The following is a 19,030-nucleotide window of genomic DNA, read 5'->3' as shown; positions in this document are numbered from 1 at the left end:
CTTCTCTGTATTGTTAATAAATTGGCGGCTAAGCCATGCTATTAAAGAGTTGACCTGAAGGTTAATTAACATTAATCTTAAAAATGTAAGCGCTTTCACAGCTAATTAAATACGAACACGTAACATAATTCAACAATTTTTATTTTTTTATCAAGTCGAGAGTAAGCTACGAGGCAGTAAATATCGGCGCTAAAAGTGCAATTTAGGTTTTAAAAGGTTTGTAACTAATGACTAAAATATCTTTACCAACTTGTTCACCTCTATTAACAAAAGAGTTTATTTATGGTGTAGCAACAGCGTCTTTCCAAATAGAAGGTGGCTCAACTCACCGTCTGCCGTGTATCTGGGATACCTTTTGTGATACTCCAGGTAAAATAGCTGATAACTCAAATGGGCATGTTGCATGCGACCATTACAATAATTGGAAACAAGACATAGATTTAATCGAATCATTAGGAGTAGATGCTTACAGACTTTCTATTTCTTGGCCTCGTGTTATTACAAAAAGTGGTGAGCTTAACCCTGAAGGCGTAAAGTTTTACACCGACATCTTAGATGAACTGAAAAAGCGCAATATCAAAGCGTTTGTCACGTTATACCACTGGGATTTACCTCAACACCTTGAAGACGAAGGGGGTTGGTTAAATCGAGAAACAGCTTATGCGTTTGCTCACTATGTTGATTTAATTACCTTTGCATTCGGCGACCGAGTCCATTCATACGCTACCTTAAACGAACCCTTTTGCAGTGCTTTTTTAGGTTACGAAATTGGCATTCATGCGCCAGGTAAAGTGGGTAAACAATACGGGCGCAAAGCCGCCCACCATTTGTTATTAGCACATGGGCTTGCCATGACCGTATTAAAGCAAAACTCACCGACGACTTTAAACGGTATCGTGCTTAACTTTACTCCCTGTTATAGCATCTCTGAAGACGCTGATGACATTGCTGCAACAGCGTTTGCAGATGACTACTTAAACCAGTGGTACATGAAACCCATCATGGATGGTACATACCCAGCAATTATTGAACAATTACCGTCAGCACATCTGCCAGATATTCACGATGGTGACATGGCTATTATTTCGCAATCAATTGATTATTTAGGTATTAACTTTTACACCCGTCAATTTTATAAAGCGCACCCTACTGAAATATATGAGCCAGTAGAGCCTACTGGCCCGCTAACCGATATGGGCTGGGAAATTTACCCTAAGTCGTTTACAGAGTTATTAGTCACACTTAACAATACCTATACCCTACCGCCTATTTTTATTACTGAAAATGGCGCAGCTATGCCCGACAGCTATAATAATGGTGAAATCAATGATGTAGATCGACTAGACTACTACAACAGTCACCTAAATGCCGTTCACAATGCAACAGAGCAAGGCGTTAGAATAGACGGCTATTTTGCCTGGAGCCTAATGGATAACTTTGAATGGGCAGAAGGTTACTTAAAAAGATTTGGTATAGTTTATGTAGATTACAGCACACAGCAACGTACTATAAAAAATAGTGGCCTAGCCTATAAAGCATTAATCTCAAATAGATAATAAAACGTATTTATTAACGCAATTAAAAAAACATAAAGCGAGATAAAGCAACCATGGTTAGTGTAAAAGAAAAAATAGCCTACGGATTAGGCGACACCGCCAGTAATATTATTTTCCAAACGGTAATGATGTTCCTAATGCTTTACTATACCGACGTGGTGGGCTTATCCCCCGCCGTTGTTGGTACTATGTTTTTAGCTGTTCGCATTTTTGACGCCGTAACCGACCCCCTAATGGGCAACCTAGCTGATAAAACACATACTCGCTGGGGACATTTTCGCCCTTATCTACTATGGCTTGCGCTCCCTTTTGCCATTATTAGTATTTTAGCGTTTACTACACCCGACTTAGAAGGCACTGACAAAATAATCTATGCCTTTAGCACCTATACCTTACTGATGGTTGCTTACACTGCCATTAATATACCTTATTGCGCACTCGGTGGCGTGTTAACCGCAGACGCAAAAGAACGCGTTACTATTCAATCGTACCGTTTTGTATTTGGGATGCTTGGTGGTGTTATTGTTGCTGGATGCACCATGCCAATGGTTGAATACTTTGGCCAGGGCGATAACGCTAAAGGTTACCAGCTAACCATGACCGCCATGAGTATTTTAGGCCTTGTGCTGTTTTTACTCTGCTTTTTAGGCACTAAAGAACGTATTCAACAACCCAAAGAACAAAACATCCCTTTTGCTAAAAGTATTCAAGCCCTAGTAAAAAACGATCAATGGCGTACCTTGTGTATTGCTGCATTTTTCTTGCTGACTGGCCAAGTGCTTAGGCTAACTCTGGCGGTATATTACGTCAAATACTACCTCGGCCGGGAAGATTTAATTACTCTATTTATGACCCTAGGTGTAGTTGCTAGTATGATAGGTTGCGCCGTCGCACAGCCTCTAGCTGCGCGTTTTTGCAAAATAAAGGCTTACATTAGCTTACAACTTATCGCTGCAACTATTTGTGGGTTTAGCTACTTTATTGGCAGTGAACAACTGGTTCTCGCGTTTGCTGCTTTTATTCTATGGAAATTCTTTTTAGATATGGCGACCCCACTCCTATGGGCAAAAATGGCTGACACCATAGATTATGGTCACGAGCTAACGGGATTACGTATTACGGGCTTAGTTTACTCCGGTGTTATATTTTTTATTAAGATGGGTGTTGCTGTTGGAGGTGCTATTGCAGGTTGGTTATTATCATTTTACAGTTATCAGGCTGATGTGACGCAAACAATGAGTACTCAGCAGGGAATTTTACTGTCGTTTACTGTATTACCAGCCCTGGGTTCACTTTTTGTAGCATACACAATGAAAAAATATACATTAACTAACCAGGTTGTTGAAAATATTCAATCAAAGCTAACCACAGTCAACAACACTAAGGTATGATTTAGCTGATTAAGTTAAGGGTGAAAGCGAGTCAATAAGTAACATGGCAACAATTTATCAAGTATCAGAGCTTGCAGGTGTATCGTTAGCTACCGTCTCTCGGGTAATGAACAAAAACACAAAAGTAAGTGATAAAACAACTAAAAAAGTACTCGATGCAATGCAAACATTGGGTTACAAACCTAACTCAATAGCCCAATCTTTAGCATCAAACTGCACTAACAGTGTGGGTATTTTAGTATCTGAATTACATGGTCCTTTCTTCGCCCAAATGATGGCCGGGATTGAGTCTGAACTTAGGGCTGCCGGTAAACACGTTATTATTACAACCGGCCACAGTGAAGAAGATAAAGAAAAAGAAGGCATCGACTTTTTAATTAGCAGGCGCTGCGACGCCATAATTTTGCATGTTGAAGCAGTGACTGATGACTACTTAATATCGCTCAGTAAAGGCGCAACGCCGGTTTATTTAATGAGCCGCTACGTGCAAGAACTCAAAAACAACTGCATTAGCCTAGATAACAAGCTAGGCGGATATTTAGCAACTAAATCAGTACTAGAACAAGGCCATACTGAAATTGCCTATATTGCAGGCCCTCAGTTTAAAGCCGATGCTGCAAATCGTTTGGCAGGCCATAAACAAGCCCTTGAAGAAGCCAATATCACTTTTGACCCATCGCTCTTTTTTGAAGGTGACTTTAACGAAACCGGTGGAAGCTCAGCGCTTGAGCATCTGATGAATAAAAACCTAAGTTTTACCGCCTTAGTATGTGCCAACGACGAAATGGCGTCGGGTGCGATGAAGTATGCCCGTGAACACGGCTACCATTTGCCTAACGATTTATCAATTGTTGGTTTTGATAATGTAATATTTGCAAACTACCTCTACCCTACACTAACAACAATTGATAACCCGGTTGCTAAAATGGGTGAAATGGCTGCAAAGCTTGTTCTAAAAGATGTATACCAAACCAAAAATATCGAAATAAACCGTTTTTTTGAGCCTACGCTAATGCAGCGCGACTCCTCTGCTCCTCTTAAAATTTAAAAAAGCGGCTAATGCCGCTTTTTTTAATAGTTCATTGCAACGTTTACTGTTACTTTGCAATCCATGGGGTTACTTTTAGTACATTACTAATATCACCAAACGACTGCTCATCCTCTTCCCAATTATCGTCAACATCAAAATAACAAATCGATTCCTCACAGGTTACGTTTTCATCATTAATGCTTATTGGGTTTTTAAAGGTAACCGCCACACCTTTTTGTTCAGGTAATAAAAACCACATTAATTTACTAACAAAAAAACCAGACAAATCAGTTAGCAATTCATCCAACTCATCATTAATGGTATATAATGCATGTTTTGAAAAGGCTAAATCGTCAAACTCGTTAGCTTCTATTTGTAGCTTTAACTGACAATCATGTTCAGGGTTTTGTGGCTCGATAACAATAACGGCTTTATCTGAATCAAGTTGCTTATCAAAAGGCAACAACAGCTGTGCGCTATCTGTGAAGTTAAGCGGATACTCGTTATTCTCTGTTAAAATGGTTCCGTTTTTTATTGCGCATGCCTCATTAGTAGCAATGTCGCTTATGTAAAAGTTGACACGGGCATATTGAAAATCCCCTTTATTAACTACTTTTAAACGATCATAAAACCCATCGTACGACATTACAAACTCTCTGGCGTTGGCGTTAAATGCGCTTAAGCTCAACAAAAAAAGTAAACTCGCGTAAAAACAACCTGTCATATATTTATTCATCAAAGTAAGTTCTGTTTTGCCTGATCATCGTATTTAATTCTTCTATATATGCCTCACCTCGCTCAGAGTAAGACATCAAACCATGAGTTAGTTTGGTTGCTAATACTGGCTTTTTTTCACGGCGCAGGTTTTCACGTATGCCCCGTAACTCTTTGTAAGCGCCATGAGTATTTATATTTCTAAAATAAGAGCTTACCGCAGCACGCACCGATTGAAATGCAGCGACTTCGTGTGCTGCGCCAGTGTTACGACGCTTTGGCACCATGCCGCAACCTTTTGAGTAACACCACTGACCAAAAAAATTCAGACCAATTCGCGCAAACCGAGAGGTCCCCCAAGCTGACTCATTTGCAGCTTGCATTAATGCCATTTCTTTAGGAATAATATCAACACGGCGCAAAGCCTGAGTTAGCACAAGTGTGTTAACCGTTTCAGGTAAGCCATATTGTTTAAGGATTTTTACAATATCTTTGTTTTGTTTCTCTTCAAGCGATAGGTTGTTTTCAAGCATCATACGGGCTATTTCTAGCTTGGCACGTTGTTGTAATATTTTTTTATTTTCAGCCTCAACATGAGGGCGAATAAAATCAAAAAATGCGCGTTTTTTCTCTTTTACATCGGTAAATTCAGAAAATTTAGGCAACGTTACATTGTGTAGCGGCTTTTCTTTTTTCTTCACTTTTTTAGGTTGTTCACTGGTGGTTTGATCTGCGCTATCGGTTTCATCACTTTGTATAAACGGGTAAGCAAGTGCCCATATAAAAAGGATGGATAACAAAAACTGAAAGATAATCTTAAGCATGTATCGTCTCATTCAAACAACTATTTATGCATGGTACCTACACACGCATACGAATCCTTATTATACCTAAGCCACTATATAAACGCGAATTACAAAAATATGTTCATTCGCAATTTATAAGTGCATGGGTATACTAAACACTAAACAGGTTTAATGGTGATTGAGCAGTATGGACAAAGTTTGGCAAAGTAGAATAATAGAGCAATATAAACACAGACCTAACGACAACCGTTCACCTTGGCAGGTTGACCGCTCAAGAATTATTCATGCCGCTGCGTTTAGGCGCTTACAAGCTAAAACACAAATTATGGGGATTGGCCTAAACGACTTTTATCGTACCCGCCTTACTCATTCTTTAGAGGTGTCACAAATTGGCACTGGTATTTTAAGGCACTTAAAGACACAACATAGTGATTTTAACCATTTTCCATCAACCGGTTTACTCGAAACACTCTGTTTGGCTCACGATATTGGCCACCCACCATTTGGCCACGGAGGTGAAATTGCTCTTAACTATATGATGCGAGACCATGGTGGCTTTGAAGGAAACGCTCAAACTTTACGAATAGTTGCTAAGCTAGAGCCCTACAGTAATGGTTATGGTATGAACCTTACACGCCGTACATTACTCGGGTTTATTAAATACCCAGCATTTATAAACGAGTTGTGGCACACCATACCCGATACGCGTAACTCACGTGCTTTTATCAAAGCCGATGATTGGCGCCCTGCAAAAGGGTTATACCAAGACGACGCACACATATTTAACTGGATTGTTGAACCATTAAGCCAAAACGACAGAACGTTATTAAATACTCACGCAACAATAGATAAACACCGCGCTAAAACACTTTATAAATCCCTCGACAGCGCCATAATGGAACATGCCGACGATATAGCATACGCCGTACACGATTTAGAAGACGCCATTGCAACCCGTGTTTTGACATTAGATGACTGGCAAACGCACGCACTTCCTCACTTGCAAACGCTTAATTTTGAGTGGCTGAATACCTTACTTGAAACGTTAACATCTCGACTATTTTCAAAAAATGATTTTGAACGAAAAGACGCCATAGGTGAGCTGGTAAACACCTTCATTATTCACATTCATTTAGACATACAAAACGAAGCATTTGAATGCCCTATTTTAAAATACACTGCTAAGTTGCACCCAGAGTATGAAAACGTACTACATATACTCAAGCACTTTGTATTTCAACGCTTAATTCGCGACCCTGAAATGCAACAGATTGAGTTTAAAGGGCAAAACCTACTTATTGAATTGTTTACAGCGTTTGCAAGCGATCCGCTTCGTTTGTTACCCGAAACAACGCAAGCGCAATATATTGAGGCTCAAAAACATAACCAAGGCATGCGAATTATTTGTGACTATTTAAGTGGTATGAGTGATGAATACGCATATAAAACCTATCAGCGATTATTTTTGCCTGCGCAGTAGTTAATAAGTAGGTTTTTGACTCCAAAATAAAGTTAATAAAAAAGCCGAGTAAATTTACTCGGCTTTTGTACTTTAAAACAAGGTAACGTTAACGCGTTTTATAGCTCTTTTACACCCATGTTATATAGCGTAAAACCAAACATATCTGCGTATAAATCTATAACTTTGCTGGTTGGTGTGCCCGCACCATGACCCGCATTTGTTTCAATACGAATAAGTGTAGGGTTATTTCCAGCCTGCTTAGCTTGTAATTCAGCAGCAAATTTAAATGAATGAGATGGCACCACACGATCATCGTGATCACCGGTTGTTACCATAGTGGCTGGATATTCAACGCCCGCTTTAACGTTATGCAATGGCGAGTAAGCTTTTATATATTCAAACATTTCTTTACTTTGCTCACTAGTACCGTAGTCGTATGCCCAACCAGCGCCCGCTGTAAATGTATGGTAACGCAGCATATCAAGTACGCCTACCGCTGGTAATGCAACTTGAAATAAGTCAGGTCGCTGCGTCATAACCGCACCGACTAATAAACCACCGTTTGAACCACCGCGCAGTGCTAAACGCTTTTTAGAAGTGTACTTTTTATCTTGTAAGTACTCTGCAGCGGCAATAAAGTCGTCAAACACGTTTTGTTTTTGCATTTTTGTACCAGCGTTGTGCCAGTCTTTACCGTATTCACCGCCACCACGAATATTAGCAACGGCATACACCCCACCTTGCTCAAGCCAAAGCGCATTAATAGGGCTAAAACTTGGCGTTAAACTTACATTAAAACCACCGTAACCGTATAAAATAGTCGGGTTTGAACCATCTAATTTTATACCCGTTTTGTAAGTGATGATCATCGGCACTTTTGTACCGTCTTTTGAGGTATAAAAAACTTGCTCAGAGGTGTAATCATTACTGTTGAAATCGATTGCCGATTCACGATAAACCTTTGACTCGCCTGAGCTTACATCAAACGAAAAAGTAGTCCCCGGAGTTTTATAGTTAGTAAACGAGTAATAAAGCGTTGATTGATCTTTTTTACCACGAAAACCACGTGCACTCCCTACGCCGGGTAAGTTAATTTCACGTATTAACTCACCTTGCTTGTTGTATTGCTTAACCTGCGAAATTGCATCCACCATGTAATTAGCAAAAAAGGTATTCCCGCCTTTGCTTAGGTTAAGTACGTTATCGGTCTCTGGAATAAAATCGACCCAATTTTCAGGCGCCGGGTCATTTGCATTAACCGTAACCACTTTTTTGTTTGGTGCGTTTAAATTTGTAACTAAGTAGAGCGTATCGCCATCGTTATCAATCACAGATGTATCTGAATCTGCGTTACCTACAACAGTAATAAAATCACTGTTTTCTTTACTTAAGTCTTTTATAAACAGCTTGTTTCCAGACGTTGAAACACTGGCAGAAATTAGCAAGTACTTACCATCATCTGTTACATCGGCGCCAACGTAACGATGCTTTTGCGCCTCGCTGTCGCCAAATACAACACGATCGTCATCCTGCGATGTACCCAAAGCATGATAATACACTTTATGTTGATCTGTTTTAGCCGATAGTTCACTGCCTTTTGGTTTATCGTAGCTTGAGTAGTAAAATCCTTCATTACCTAACCAATCAATACCACTAAATTTCACATCAACTAAAGCTTGCTCTACTTGCTCTTTAGTCGTTGTATTAATAACGATAATTTTACGCCAATCACTGCCACCCTCCGAAACTTGATACGCTAATAAACTACCATCTTTAGAAAACGATAAACCCGACATAGACGTTGTACCGTCGTCGCTAAATTTATTAGGATCTAAAAATACCTCTGGCGCTTCATCGCCTTTGCTGCGGTATAAAACATATTGATTTTGTAAGCCATCGTTTTTGTAAAAGTAGGTGTAGCCGCCCTCTTCAAATGGCGCACCTATTTTTTCGTAATTCATCAGCTTTTCAAGGCGCTCTTTGAGCTTGTTTCTGTAAGGGATTTGTTCTAAGTATGAAAAAGTAGCCGTATTTTGCGCTTTTACCCAATCAGCAGTCTCTGCACTCATATCGTCTTCTAACCAACGATAAGGATCGGCAACGTTTTCTCCAAAATAGGTATCAACTACATCACCTTTTTTGGTTTCAGGATACACGACTGAGTTAACTTGATTCATAGATGATTTTACTTCTTTTTGATCTGACGTATTGGTTGGCTCTGAACAGCCACTGAGTGCCAATAATACAGCACATGCAAGAGTACGTTTAAGTAACATAATTTGTGTTCTTTTTATTGATTAAGTAGTAGGAATAACTTATGAGTTTTTTAAGCTTATGTCTATTAAGATACGTTAAGTGCCATTTATCGCTGTAAACAAGTGTAAACTTACGCTTTAATAGTAAAAACATATAATAAAAATAAAGCGTGATTTATGGAAAAACAAGAACCCACTTTCAACAGTTTTAAAGCTTTTTACCCTTATTATTTAAAGGAGCATCGCAACGTAACCTGCAGACGTTTGCATTTTATAGGTAGCCTATTAGTGCTTATGGTCATTATTACCGCATTATTAAGTCAAAAATTTGCGCTATTGTGGCTGCTACCCGTTATTGGCTATGGCTTTGCGTGGGTTGGGCATTTCTTTTTTGAAAAAAACCGACCAGCTACGTTTAAACACCCATTTTATAGTTTGTGGGGAGACTGGGTTATGTTTAAAGATATACTAACTGGAAAAATAAAATTTTAATAAATTAATAAAGTTACTCGCACCAAAAAGCCACCTTAATTAGGTGGCTTTTTGGTGCGAGTAATGTGGGTATTTAACGCTATACCACTTTAGTTAACCATCCATGTTTGTCTTCGCTTTTACCCCATTGAATGTCGTTCAATGCTTGGCGCAAACGTGCAGTTGTTGGCCCAGGCTCTCCTGTGCCTACTTTATATTCTTTATCGTTATGAATAAACATTCCCACTGCCGTTAATACCGCAGCAGTACCTGAAAGCGCAGCCTCTGTGCCTGGTTTTGCAGCACGCTCTAAAAGTTCAGTCACTGTAAAATTACGTTCGCTTACAGTCATGCCTAAATCTTTAGCAATCGTTAAAATACTATTACGCGTTACGCCGTGTAAAAAGGTTGAGTCGAGCGCTTTGGTTATAATTTCGTTGCCATCAATCAAAATAAAGTTTGCAGCGCCCGTTTCTTGTACATCACCACCTGGGCAAAATAATATTTGATCTGCTTGATACTGTTTACGTGCAGCGCTAATTGGGCCAAGTGCACTGGCGTAGTTACCGCCGCTTTTAACCATGCCCATATGCGGTGCGCAGCGCATACCATCTTCTTCAAGTAACACACGTAATGCCGTAGCACCACCAGCAAAATAATCACCTACGGGTGAAAGTAAAGTGTACAACAATGAGCTCATTGAAGGGGCTGCCGCTTTACCAATTGCCGCTTCTGTGCCTATATGTGTTGGGCGAATATACATAGAGCCAGGCGGTAATGGGGTTTCATCGGCATATTGGCGAACAATATCAATAATCATCGTTTTAAGCATATCGCCATCAAAACTTGGTAAGCTTAAAAGTGCAGAGCTTTGCTGCATACGTGCTATGTTTGCATCCATTCTAAAAATATATACAGACCCATCTTCATGACGAAATGCTTTTAAGCCCTCAAAACAAGTGCTTGAATAATGAAGAACGTGTGCTCCAGCATGAAACTCAAGCTTATCGCATGGAACAACTGAGGTTTCGCCCCATTGATTATCTGAAAAACGAGCTTGAATCATCTGTGGCATAAACACAGTACCAAATGCGGCCATTTTAATCTCTCTTGTGTGGTCTATTTTTCTCCATTGTATGACAATCACGCATCAATTAACCATAGCTAAAGTAACGGATTTTTAATTAACAATAAGAAAAAACCACACGTACTGTATGTTTATTAAACACAACAGTAAAAAACCGGCATATGCGCTTACAAATGCCGGTTTATGTTTTAGCTTTTAAGGCGCTTAATGCACCCTATCACTATTTAAATGAGTATCTAATAATTCGCTTTAACACCGAGCCGTATTGTTTAAAAAATCCGCCAGTGTGGTAATCAATCCCGTGCTTTTGCATAACGGCCTGTACCTGAGGTGCCACCTCTTGATATCGCGACGACGGCATATCAGGAAATAAGTGGTGCTCAATCTGGCAACTCAAATGGCCCGTTAAAATATGAAACCAGTTTGCCCCTTTAATATTAGACGAGCCCAATACTTGACGATAATACCACTGGCCTTGGGTTTCGTTTACGCAGTCTTGTTCTTTAAATGTTTCGGTTTCTTCGGTAAAGTGACCACAAAATATAATTGTCGATGTCCATAAGTTACGAAGCAAATTTGCCACTAAATTACCCGCTAACACCCATAAAAACAGTGGACCTGCAAGTAATGGGAAGATCACATAATCTTTAATTAACTGGCGAGCACCTTTACTAAAAAAACGCTGCTTTAAAGTAGCATGCGATACACCCCCTTCACGATTTTCTTTCTTTTTACCTATAAAAACACGCTCTGCTGCCAGCTCATGGTATGACACACCCCACTGAAACAAGACACTTAAATTTATGTAAGTAAAAAACTGCCACACATTTTTAAAACGCCACTTAAAATCATCACTCAAACGTAACAACCCGTAGCCAAAATCACGGTCTTTTCCAATAATGTTAGTGTAAGTGTGGTGCTCAAAATTGTGAACCCGATGCCAGCTTTGGCCATCGCAGGCTATGTCCCATTCGTATTGCTGAGAATTAAGCTGTTTGTCGTTCATCCAATCGTATTGACCATGCATAACATTGTGGCCAATTTCCATATTATCGAGAATTTTAGCCAAGGCGAGTAACAAAACACCGGCAACCCAAAGTAAAGGCTGAATAAATCCAAGCATTAATAGTATTCGCCCACTCCATTCACATAGTCTTTGCTTTCGAACGACAGAGCGAATGTAGTCAGCATCTTTTTGTCCTACTTTAGCAAGCGTATTCATTTTTATAGTATCTAAATCGCTTGCAAGCTGATCAAAGTTTATGTTTTTCATAATTGTAACTCCAAGTCACTCACAGGTTGGCTTATACAAAGTTGGATTAATTGCTCACCGTTGTCTGACATTTCACCTGTTTTTAAATTACGTACTATTCCCGACTTTTTAATACATTGGCACTGATGGCAAATACCAATTCCGCAGCCACGCTTTACCGGTAATTTTTTAACTTCAAACTGGCTAAGTAGTACATCATTTCCTTCAACTATATGGGCTTGGCTGTTCACCTTTACAGTAAACTGATCTTCACTGTTTACTTTGGGTAACGCTAAACCAAATGCCTCTTGGTAATAATTAAGATCATGTTTTTGAGCAAACGCTTGTACCGTTTGCATAAATCCTAGCGGCCCACAGCAATATATATCTGGATTGTCCCAATGTTTAATATTGCTAGTAATGTCGCTCGACTGCTCACGAGTTAATAATAAAAATGAAAAATGACTAAATTGTGTGGCTAATTCACGCAACTCATCAACACATTGATGTTCGCCCGATTTTGCGTAATACACTAAATTTATTGCTTTAGTTGTTTGCGCTAAATAATCGTCAAGCATTGCTAGCATCGGCGTTATACCAGATCCACCAGCTATTAATGTGGCAGGAGTATGTGTATTTTTAAATACAAACTCACCCGTTGCAGCAGATATGTTGCACCATGTTCCCGCTTTTGCTTTGTTATTTAATAAACCGGTAAATCGTCCTTGTTCGCTTGTTTTAATTAACAAACGTATAAATCCCGTTTCGTTGAAATATTTAACGCTTGAAGCAACTGTAAAAACGCGCGTTAATAATCGTCCATTCATTTCAATGGTCAAACTAACATGCTGCCCTGCGGTATGTGCGGGCCATTGTTTGCTCGGTTTTAGCTGCAAACTCAAAAATTCACCATTTAATGAGTCTGAACTCATTAGTTGCGCTCTAAATTGCCCTGCACGCCAAGCAGGTTTAAACACTTGCATTATTGGCTCTATGTAGCCTGCAAACGTTTGATGGTGTAAAAACCACGTTGAAAATTGGTTTAATGCCTGCGTAAACATTGTAATAAAATCTCTATATTGGTTTATTGCTCAATGGTTTGCACGAACTGGGTGTTAGCACAAATCAGAACCCTAACTATTTGAGCATACAAGTGTACGCTCAAACTTCAGCGCACAAGTGTACGCTGAAAATTCAAGTTTTCAACCCTAATAGAGTGTTTATTCCATTATTTTTTTTAAAAACTACGAACAAAAAACAAACTAAACTCAATTTATAAACGTATTTCAAAACTAAATAAAATATAAAAAATACTTTACTGAGTGAGCTAACTATTTCTAATACTGTGTGAGTGATATATGTAACTAGCTAAAATTAAAGAATTTTCACTTATCGCAACGCTTAGCAAATTTTTACAGCTCGTGCTAACGTAAACCTAATTTGATTATTTTTGGAAAATAACATGCTCAATATAAAATCAAAAAAATATACACATTCTTTTAAGGGTGCCGTGCTAACAGCCGCTTTATTGACGCTGCCTACAATGTCAGTAAATGCAGTTGATTTTAAAAAGCTGCCGAGTTTGCCGCTTAATGTAAAAGCAGTAGACGTTGCAGAAGGTGTAAGTATTCCTTGGGCAATCGAAGCACTATCAAATGGTGATTTATTAATTACGGAGCGAAGTGGAAAACTATTTTTATTACGTAAAAACACCTCAACGCTTATTCAAGTAAAAGGATTGCCCGATATAGATGCTAACGGCCAAGGCGGTTTACTTGATTTAGCACTGCATACCGATAATAAAAATAGTCAATGGCTTTACCTTACCTACTCAAGCACTGAAGGCAAAGGCAGTGGTAGTAACACTGCATTAATGCGCGCAAAATTAAGTGATGACCATACTCAGCTATTAGAGCCGCAAGTTTTATACAAAGGTGAGCATAACAGTACAAAAGGTCAGCACTACGGCAGTCGTATTGTATTTGATAAACAAGGTTATGTTTATTTTTCGATCGGGGATCGTGGCTCGCGCGACCTAAACCCGCAAGATCTTAGCCGTGATGGGGGCAAAATTTATCGTCTTCATTTAGATGGCCGTATTCCAACAGATAATCCCTTTGTAAAACAAACCGACGCTAAACACGCTGTTTGGTCTTACGGACATCGAAACCCGCAAGGTATGTGGTTTGACGCTGAAAATAATCGTCTTTGGGCTCATGAGCATGGCCCCCGAGGCGGCGACGAACTTAATTTAATAAAATCAGGATTAAACTACGGATGGCCAGTAGTTAGCTATGGCGTAAATTATAGCGGCACGTCATTTACAGACCTGCAAACAAAAGACGGTATGCAATCGCCAACATCACAATGGACTCCATCTATAGCACCATCAGATATGCTATTCGTCACCAGCGACAAATACCCTAAATTAAAAGGTAAAGTGTTGTTATCGTCTATGAAGTTTTCGTTTTTAAGCGCACTTACGCTTGAAAACGATACACTAAAAAGCCAAGAAAAAATATTAGAGGGCATTGGCCGCGTAAGAAGCTTAGCGCAAGGGGATGATGGCTACATTTACTTAGGCCTAGATGGCCAAGGTATTAAACGCCTAGAGCCTGAGCTATAAAACTGTTTAGTAACCGCAGCATAGTAAATAATTTACTTACCTTGTTTTAATTTAACAAGGTAAGCGCCTTACTGCAAAAAGAACTTTTTAGCTATTTGTAGCGTATGGTAGTGCTATCACTTTTATAAAATTAAGCGAGTCCCATGTTTTCGATATTCAAATCAGACCCTACAAAAAAGTTACGCAAAGAGTACGACGCCAAATTAGAGCAAGGCATGCAAGCTCAGCGTAAAGGCGACATTAAAAGCTACGCCATGTTAAGCGAAGAAGCCGAAAAAATCTGGAGTGAGATAGAAGCGCTTGAGGCTAAAAAAGCCAAGTGAATTCGTATTAAACGTGTTTGCCCGTTTCAAAAGCAGGTAGGCGCGTTTAGCAATTATTCATCACCTCCTTTTTACAGCTACCTCCCGCAAAAAACCTACCTTTATAATAGTCTTACACGAACAATTGTATTTAAAGTAGTTACTTATATTACCGTTGCCATTTTTTAGAGGTAGTAAAATGGTTTAAAAAAGCTTTTGATTTTCATTTTAAATTTTTAATTACTGCATTTACTAAAGCGATGGCATTTTTCCTCCTAAGTCAGAAAGTGAGGACACTTTCCCCTTTTCTGCCTGTTGTTAAAAGTGTTATGGACAACCCCATCCGACTTAAAGTTAATACTCGTAATGTGTTACAGGATTTGTTATTAATATTAAAAATAAACAAGAGGACATACATTGCTCATAAAAAGAGGAAAGTGTCCTCTGATAAAGTTGTTAGGTTTTAAGGAAGATTCATTTAAATGGGAAGTTGGGATAAAGCTATTTTAAAAAGTATTGGGTGGGGATTGTTTTTAATTACCGCATATTACTTTTATGAGGTTGGTTTCCCAAATCATTCAGCCAGTGATTATGCCGCTCTATTTATATTTTTTATTGGCTCATATTTAGTATTATCATTTGGTGGCTGGCTTCTAATCGGTATGCCCATTCATTGGTATTTATGTAAAACATCTAAAACAGGTTTCATCTATTACCCGTTGTTAGCTTTGACTTTATCAATAATCTTACTACTCCTTACCAGCTTCGAGGCTGCAATAGTATTGGGCGGAGCAGCTATTTTTCAAGCTAGCATTTTTAGGCATTATGTATTTAAAACCTAACAAGCTGTTAAACAAGGAAAGTGCAGTGAAAAAACTTATCATTATTGTCTTGTTCCCTGTAAGTGTTTTGGGTGTTCTCTTTTACTCATTCCTTAATCAAGAATTCGGATATCACCTACATTACATTGGCCAGAAAGGCACAATAAAAGGCTCATTAAGTGAGTTATGGTTAGAGTCTTGTCCTGACATTCCAGAAAATGATGCTGAGCCTAATTCACTATTAGGTGCAGTTGTAGCAGGCCGCGAGATTTTAAATACAAAGTTTCATTATGTTCTGAGCACAATGGTTAATTGTGGGGCTGACATTGAGCAAAGAGATAGTATCGGTTTTACAGCTTTACATGCTGCAATTTTGTACTCTGATCCTATTGCAGTTAAAAAATTGTTGGATCTTGGGGCAAGCAAAGATACCAAATTAAGCCACGATGCAGCCAAAAAGTATGGAAGTATTAATTCCTTAAGTTTTGCTACTCTATCTAAAAATCCAAACCAAGAGATATTAGAATATTTGGCAAAGTAGCCTTAGCAAGAGCACCAAGGCTCGTAAACTCGCTCGGACAATTAACAATGGGCTATTGTCGCAGCGCTCAATAATTTTAGCCCATTATTAATAGCTGCTTATGCGGGCGTTGAAGCTCTAGAATTACTCATTTTAAAAAAACAGCCTGTTTTATGGGTTCCAAATAGCATTACCCAATGCTTTAAAAACATTTAGAGTTAATTACAGGAACCTTTTTTAATTGAGTTTGGCTGTTGGAGCTACTCTACAGTCTTGTTATAAGCCCTAAATAGAATCGAGTTTATGTCTCTGTTAGTTTGTAAAAAATGTAATTCAACAATTACCGTAAGGATTAAAACACCCAACGCTAGGGAACGAAGTTATGTTTGTCCTGTTTGTGGTACTTCAATTAATACATTTAAGATTATTAATTATGTAATTGGTCTTACTGTTTTGTTCACGCTTTGGGTTATTTCATTTTTCTCTCATCATATAATTGAGGGGAATTTTAAGTTTAACCAAGAGAATCAATTATCATTAATAGCCGTTATTGTACTAGTAACCTTTATTGGCTATGTTACTTACAGACGCTCCAAGGAAGTTGAAAAATCTAAAAAGTGGGTGCTATTTGGTAGTATTGCAGGGTTATTACTTTTAAATGAAATTCATACAGCAGCTTTAAGAGTTTGGGGCCTGTAAGGAGTTTAAAATAAACATTGCTCTTCCCCCCTTTACTATACCTCTCGAGTATTTCCCTCATACACATTTGCAGGGTTTATTTGCATTAGTAGCCCTGGGTTATCTATCGGTTTAAACCCATATTGCGCATACAAGCCATGCGCATCCGATGTGGCTAATAAAAAACGCCTTAGCCCTTGTAGCTCAGGGTGTTCTACTACTGTTTTAATGAGTAATTTGCTTAGGCCACCCCCTTGTAGGTGCGGGGTAATAAATACATCTGCCAAGTAGGCAAAAGTAGCGTTGTCGGTAACTACCCGTGCAAAACCAACTTGCTCGTTATTAGGGCTATACACGCCAAAGCACATTGAATTATCAATCGCTTTTTGCATCACACTTTTAGGTATGCCTTTTGCCCAGTAACTATTAGCAATAAAGTTATAAATAACGTTAAAGTTAAGCTTAGACTTGTCTGTACTAATTGAGTAGTTGTGAGGTTGTTGAGTCATTTTTAACTATCCAGTGAAGTATTTAATAGTTTTTTACATACTTTAACTGTGTATCGTGTAGTTTTGAAAGCAGCAATAACGAGCAAATAGCACCAAATAACGCTAATGCCATATCAGACTGTGTATCCCACACATACCCTTGCGTCCCTAAAAATGCCTCAGCGTTTTCACCGGTCAGTACTGCTACCCACCACTCTATTAATTCGTAAAATGCACTAAACGCCAAACTGATAGATATAACAAATAAAGTTAACCAACCTCGGCCATTTACAACTTGCTTTCGTAGCAGTATTTCGCGCGCTAGCAAAGCGGGTACAAATCCCTGAAAAAAGTGCCCTACTTTGTCATAGTTATTGCGTTCGCTGCCAAATAAATTATCAAATAAAGGTACTTCTGCGTAGGTATAATGACCACCTATCATCAGCACAATACAATGCACTAAAATAAAAAAGTACAATAAAGAGGTTAATTTAAAGTATTTATAAGTGCTTGCTATAAGTGCTAAACCAATCATTGCGGGAATAACTTCAAGTAACCAAGTGAATTGATCTTTAGGGTTAATACCAGACCAAATTAACACACCAAAAAAAAGGCTTAGCCATACAAATTTCACGAGTATCCTTACCTTATTTATTTAATTTTAATACAGTCTACCTTTTCAATATTAATAAAACCACCGCCTGTTATTTAGCTTAATTAATAGTAAAAGTGCAATTATCTGTAGTTAGTTTTAGCAGTTAATCGATTAAATAAAGTAGGAAAAAATCGTTTTATCGTTGGTGCCCAACCACTTAATCCTTGCCCAACAATAACCTCGTCTTTTTTGTTAGCAATCGCTTTAATCATTTTTTCAGCTGCACAGGATACAGCCATGCCGTTTTCAATTGATTCTTCGGGTTTATTTTGTGCGACGCCCTGCTCGTTCAACGAGTTATGTGCAATCGCTGTTTTAATCGATCCTGGGCAAATCGTTAAACAATGAATATTATGCTCTGCTACTTCTGCTCGTAGGCAATCCATAAAGCCCACTACCGCATATTTTGAGCCTGAATAACCCGTTCTAAACTTTGAACCAACCTTTCCCGCCACACTGCTAATAGCCACGATTGAACCGCTTTTTCTTGCAACCATTGAAGGTAATATCGCTTTTGTCAGTGCTATTAAACCAAAATAATTAACCTCCATAAGCTGGCGGTATACATTAAAGTCGTTTTCTAAAAATAAACTGCGCTGCGACACCCCGCCGTTATTAATTAAAATATCGATAGGAGGTAAAGTGTGCAGTAAATCAGTAACCTGAGTCAAAACAGCCTCAGGCGCTGACAAATCAAGCGGTATAATTAAATGCCCATCACCTTTAAGCGTTGCTTTTACTTCGGTGAGCTTTTCAACATTGCGGGCAGATAAAATGACGCGTGCGCCTAGCTTTGCAAATTGAACCGCAAGCTCCTTGCCAATGCCTGACGATGCGCCTGTAACCCACACTGTTTTATTATTAAAATTCATAGGCACCTCTTTGCTCAATGAAGCTTTTGATTTGAGTAAGTGAA

At 38.8% G+C, this 19,030-nt stretch carries 19 protein-coding genes; 10 read left to right on the top strand and 9 right to left on the bottom strand.

Annotated elements, in window-relative coordinates; translation table 11 throughout:
• Nucleotides 1-227 precede the first annotated feature (227 nt).
• From R0J88_RS00705 to R0J88_RS00695, 3 genes are read left to right on the top strand one after another with little or no spacing between them, the layout of a single operon-like run.
• Entirely contained in the window at nt 228-1,556 is a 1,329-nt protein-coding gene (locus tag R0J88_RS00705; protein WP_410898758.1) for a GH1 family beta-glucosidase, read from the top strand.
• 53 nt (nt 1,557-1,609) lie between these two features.
• Entirely contained in the window at nt 1,610-2,947 is a 1,338-nt protein-coding gene (locus R0J88_RS00700) for a glycoside-pentoside-hexuronide (GPH):cation symporter (RefSeq protein ID WP_410898757.1), read from the top strand.
• Nucleotides 2,948-2,990: 43 nt separating this feature from the next.
• Nucleotides 2,991-3,995, top strand: coding sequence for a LacI family DNA-binding transcriptional regulator (locus R0J88_RS00695; RefSeq protein WP_410898756.1), 1,005 nt, complete (start codon nt 2,991-2,993; stop codon nt 3,993-3,995).
• A gap of 49 nt (nt 3,996-4,044) precedes the next feature.
• Here the strand turns inward: R0J88_RS00695 and R0J88_RS00690 are convergent, their stop codons facing one another.
• Complete coding sequence (locus R0J88_RS00690) at nt 4,045-4,713, bottom strand: DUF2987 domain-containing protein (protein ID WP_410898755.1); 669 nt, start codon at nt 4,711-4,713, stop codon at nt 4,045-4,047.
• Nucleotides 4,706-5,515: a glucosaminidase domain-containing protein gene (locus R0J88_RS00685; protein WP_410898754.1), complete on the bottom strand. Its 810-nt coding sequence runs from the start codon at nt 5,513-5,515 to the stop codon at nt 4,706-4,708. The genes R0J88_RS00690 and R0J88_RS00685 overlap by 8 nt, the downstream gene beginning before the upstream one ends.
• Before the next feature lie 169 nt (nt 5,516-5,684).
• Between R0J88_RS00685 and R0J88_RS00680 the strand changes: the two genes are divergently transcribed.
• Nucleotides 5,685-6,977: an anti-phage deoxyguanosine triphosphatase gene (locus R0J88_RS00680; RefSeq protein WP_410898753.1), complete on the top strand. Its 1,293-nt coding sequence runs from the start codon at nt 5,685-5,687 to the stop codon at nt 6,975-6,977.
• 98 nt (nt 6,978-7,075) lie between these two features.
• On the opposite strand, the gene R0J88_RS00675 is transcribed toward R0J88_RS00680, so the two are convergent.
• Nucleotides 7,076-9,235, bottom strand: a complete 2,160-nt coding sequence (locus R0J88_RS00675) for a prolyl oligopeptidase family serine peptidase (RefSeq protein ID WP_410898752.1) — start codon at nt 9,233-9,235, stop codon at nt 7,076-7,078.
• A gap of 156 nt (nt 9,236-9,391) precedes the next feature.
• Between R0J88_RS00675 and R0J88_RS00670 the strand changes: the two genes are divergently transcribed.
• Nucleotides 9,392-9,706, top strand: coding sequence for a DUF962 domain-containing protein (locus tag R0J88_RS00670; protein WP_276755525.1), 315 nt, complete (start codon nt 9,392-9,394; stop codon nt 9,704-9,706).
• A 79-nt stretch (nt 9,707-9,785) separates the two neighbouring features.
• Here the strand turns inward: R0J88_RS00670 and R0J88_RS00665 are convergent, their stop codons facing one another.
• The 3 genes from R0J88_RS00665 to R0J88_RS00655 all read right to left on the bottom strand — a co-directional run bounded on the left by R0J88_RS00665 (nt 9,786) and on the right by R0J88_RS00655 (nt 13,085).
• Nucleotides 9,786-10,790: a branched-chain amino acid aminotransferase gene (locus R0J88_RS00665; RefSeq protein WP_410898866.1), complete on the bottom strand. Its 1,005-nt coding sequence runs from the start codon at nt 10,788-10,790 to the stop codon at nt 9,786-9,788.
• Between the two features lie 202 nt (nt 10,791-10,992).
• Nucleotides 10,993-12,045: a fatty acid desaturase family protein gene (locus tag R0J88_RS00660; RefSeq protein WP_008127423.1), complete on the bottom strand. Its 1,053-nt coding sequence runs from the start codon at nt 12,043-12,045 to the stop codon at nt 10,993-10,995.
• The gene (locus R0J88_RS00655; RefSeq protein WP_410898751.1) at nt 12,042-13,085 is read right to left on the bottom strand and encodes a ferredoxin reductase; all 1,044 of its coding nucleotides are present in this window, start codon (nt 13,083-13,085) and stop codon (nt 12,042-12,044) included. Before R0J88_RS00655 ends, R0J88_RS00660 begins: the two co-directional genes overlap by 4 nt.
• A 401-nt stretch (nt 13,086-13,486) precedes the next feature.
• Here R0J88_RS00655 and R0J88_RS00650 point away from each other — a divergent pair, with 401 nt between their 5' ends.
• The 5 genes from R0J88_RS00650 (at nt 13,487) to R0J88_RS00630 (ending at nt 16,992) form a co-directional block, all read left to right on the top strand.
• Nucleotides 13,487-14,650, top strand: coding sequence for a PQQ-dependent sugar dehydrogenase (locus tag R0J88_RS00650; protein ID WP_410898750.1), 1,164 nt, complete (start codon nt 13,487-13,489; stop codon nt 14,648-14,650).
• 143 nt (nt 14,651-14,793) lie between these two features.
• Nucleotides 14,794-14,973 (top strand): DUF6435 family protein, encoded by a 180-nt coding sequence (locus tag R0J88_RS00645; protein ID WP_010557371.1) that lies wholly within the window; start codon nt 14,794-14,796, stop codon nt 14,971-14,973.
• 461 nt (nt 14,974-15,434) lie between these two features.
• Nucleotides 15,435-15,794 (top strand): hypothetical protein, encoded by a 360-nt coding sequence (locus R0J88_RS00640; protein ID WP_410898749.1) that lies wholly within the window; start codon nt 15,435-15,437, stop codon nt 15,792-15,794.
• A gap of 25 nt (nt 15,795-15,819) precedes the next feature.
• Nucleotides 15,820-16,314, top strand: coding sequence for a hypothetical protein (locus tag R0J88_RS00635; RefSeq protein ID WP_410898748.1), 495 nt, complete (start codon nt 15,820-15,822; stop codon nt 16,312-16,314).
• Nucleotides 16,315-16,596: 282 nt separating this feature from the next.
• Nucleotides 16,597-16,992, top strand: coding sequence for a hypothetical protein (locus R0J88_RS00630; protein ID WP_410898747.1), 396 nt, complete (start codon nt 16,597-16,599; stop codon nt 16,990-16,992).
• Nucleotides 16,993-17,027: 35 nt separating this feature from the next.
• Here the strand turns inward: R0J88_RS00630 and R0J88_RS00625 are convergent, their stop codons facing one another.
• From R0J88_RS00625 to R0J88_RS00615, 3 genes are all read right to left on the bottom strand, one after another.
• A complete protein-coding gene (locus R0J88_RS00625) occupies nt 17,028-17,480 on the bottom strand; it encodes a GNAT family N-acetyltransferase (RefSeq protein ID WP_410898746.1) in 453 nt (150 codons plus the stop codon).
• Nucleotides 17,481-17,502: 22 nt separating this feature from the next.
• The gene (locus tag R0J88_RS00620; protein WP_410898745.1) at nt 17,503-18,093 is read right to left on the bottom strand and encodes a DUF2238 domain-containing protein; all 591 of its coding nucleotides are present in this window, start codon (nt 18,091-18,093) and stop codon (nt 17,503-17,505) included.
• A gap of 101 nt (nt 18,094-18,194) precedes the next feature.
• Nucleotides 18,195-18,986: an SDR family oxidoreductase gene (locus R0J88_RS00615; protein ID WP_410898744.1), complete on the bottom strand. Its 792-nt coding sequence runs from the start codon at nt 18,984-18,986 to the stop codon at nt 18,195-18,197.
• Nucleotides 18,987-19,030 lie beyond the last annotated feature (44 nt).

Source organism: Pseudoalteromonas sp. SIMBA_162, from assembly GCF_046535955.1.
In the GTDB taxonomy this organism is placed as follows: Bacteria; Pseudomonadota; Gammaproteobacteria; order Enterobacterales; family Alteromonadaceae; genus Pseudoalteromonas; species Pseudoalteromonas marina.
This window is presented reverse-complemented; position numbering and strand designations above follow the sequence as displayed.

Coding starts and splice junctions, on each gene's coding strand:
- R0J88_RS00705 (WP_410898758.1), top strand. CDS start 228: ATGACTAAAATATCTTTACCAACTTGTTCACCTCTATTAACAAAAGAG.
- R0J88_RS00700 (WP_410898757.1), top strand. CDS start 1,610: ATGGTTAGTGTAAAAGAAAAAATAGCCTACGGATTAGGCGACACCGCC.
- R0J88_RS00695 (WP_410898756.1), top strand. CDS start 2,991: ATGGCAACAATTTATCAAGTATCAGAGCTTGCAGGTGTATCGTTAGCT.
- R0J88_RS00690 (WP_410898755.1), bottom strand. CDS start 4,713: ATGAATAAATATATGACAGGTTGTTTTTACGCGAGTTTACTTTTTTTG.
- R0J88_RS00685 (WP_410898754.1), bottom strand. CDS start 5,515: ATGCTTAAGATTATCTTTCAGTTTTTGTTATCCATCCTTTTTATATGG.
- R0J88_RS00680 (WP_410898753.1), top strand. CDS start 5,685: ATGGACAAAGTTTGGCAAAGTAGAATAATAGAGCAATATAAACACAGA.
- R0J88_RS00675 (WP_410898752.1), bottom strand. CDS start 9,235: ATGTTACTTAAACGTACTCTTGCATGTGCTGTATTATTGGCACTCAGT.
- R0J88_RS00670 (WP_276755525.1), top strand. CDS start 9,392: ATGGAAAAACAAGAACCCACTTTCAACAGTTTTAAAGCTTTTTACCCT.
- R0J88_RS00660 (WP_008127423.1), bottom strand. CDS start 12,045: ATGAAAAACATAAACTTTGATCAGCTTGCAAGCGATTTAGATACTATA.
- R0J88_RS00655 (WP_410898751.1), bottom strand. CDS start 13,085: ATGTTTACGCAGGCATTAAACCAATTTTCAACGTGGTTTTTACACCAT.
- R0J88_RS00650 (WP_410898750.1), top strand. CDS start 13,487: ATGCTCAATATAAAATCAAAAAAATATACACATTCTTTTAAGGGTGCC.
- R0J88_RS00645 (WP_010557371.1), top strand. CDS start 14,794: ATGTTTTCGATATTCAAATCAGACCCTACAAAAAAGTTACGCAAAGAG.
- R0J88_RS00640 (WP_410898749.1), top strand. CDS start 15,435: ATGGGAAGTTGGGATAAAGCTATTTTAAAAAGTATTGGGTGGGGATTG.
- R0J88_RS00630 (WP_410898747.1), top strand. CDS start 16,597: ATGTCTCTGTTAGTTTGTAAAAAATGTAATTCAACAATTACCGTAAGG.
- R0J88_RS00625 (WP_410898746.1), bottom strand. CDS start 17,480: ATGACTCAACAACCTCACAACTACTCAATTAGTACAGACAAGTCTAAG.
- R0J88_RS00615 (WP_410898744.1), bottom strand. CDS start 18,986: ATGAATTTTAATAATAAAACAGTGTGGGTTACAGGCGCATCGTCAGGC.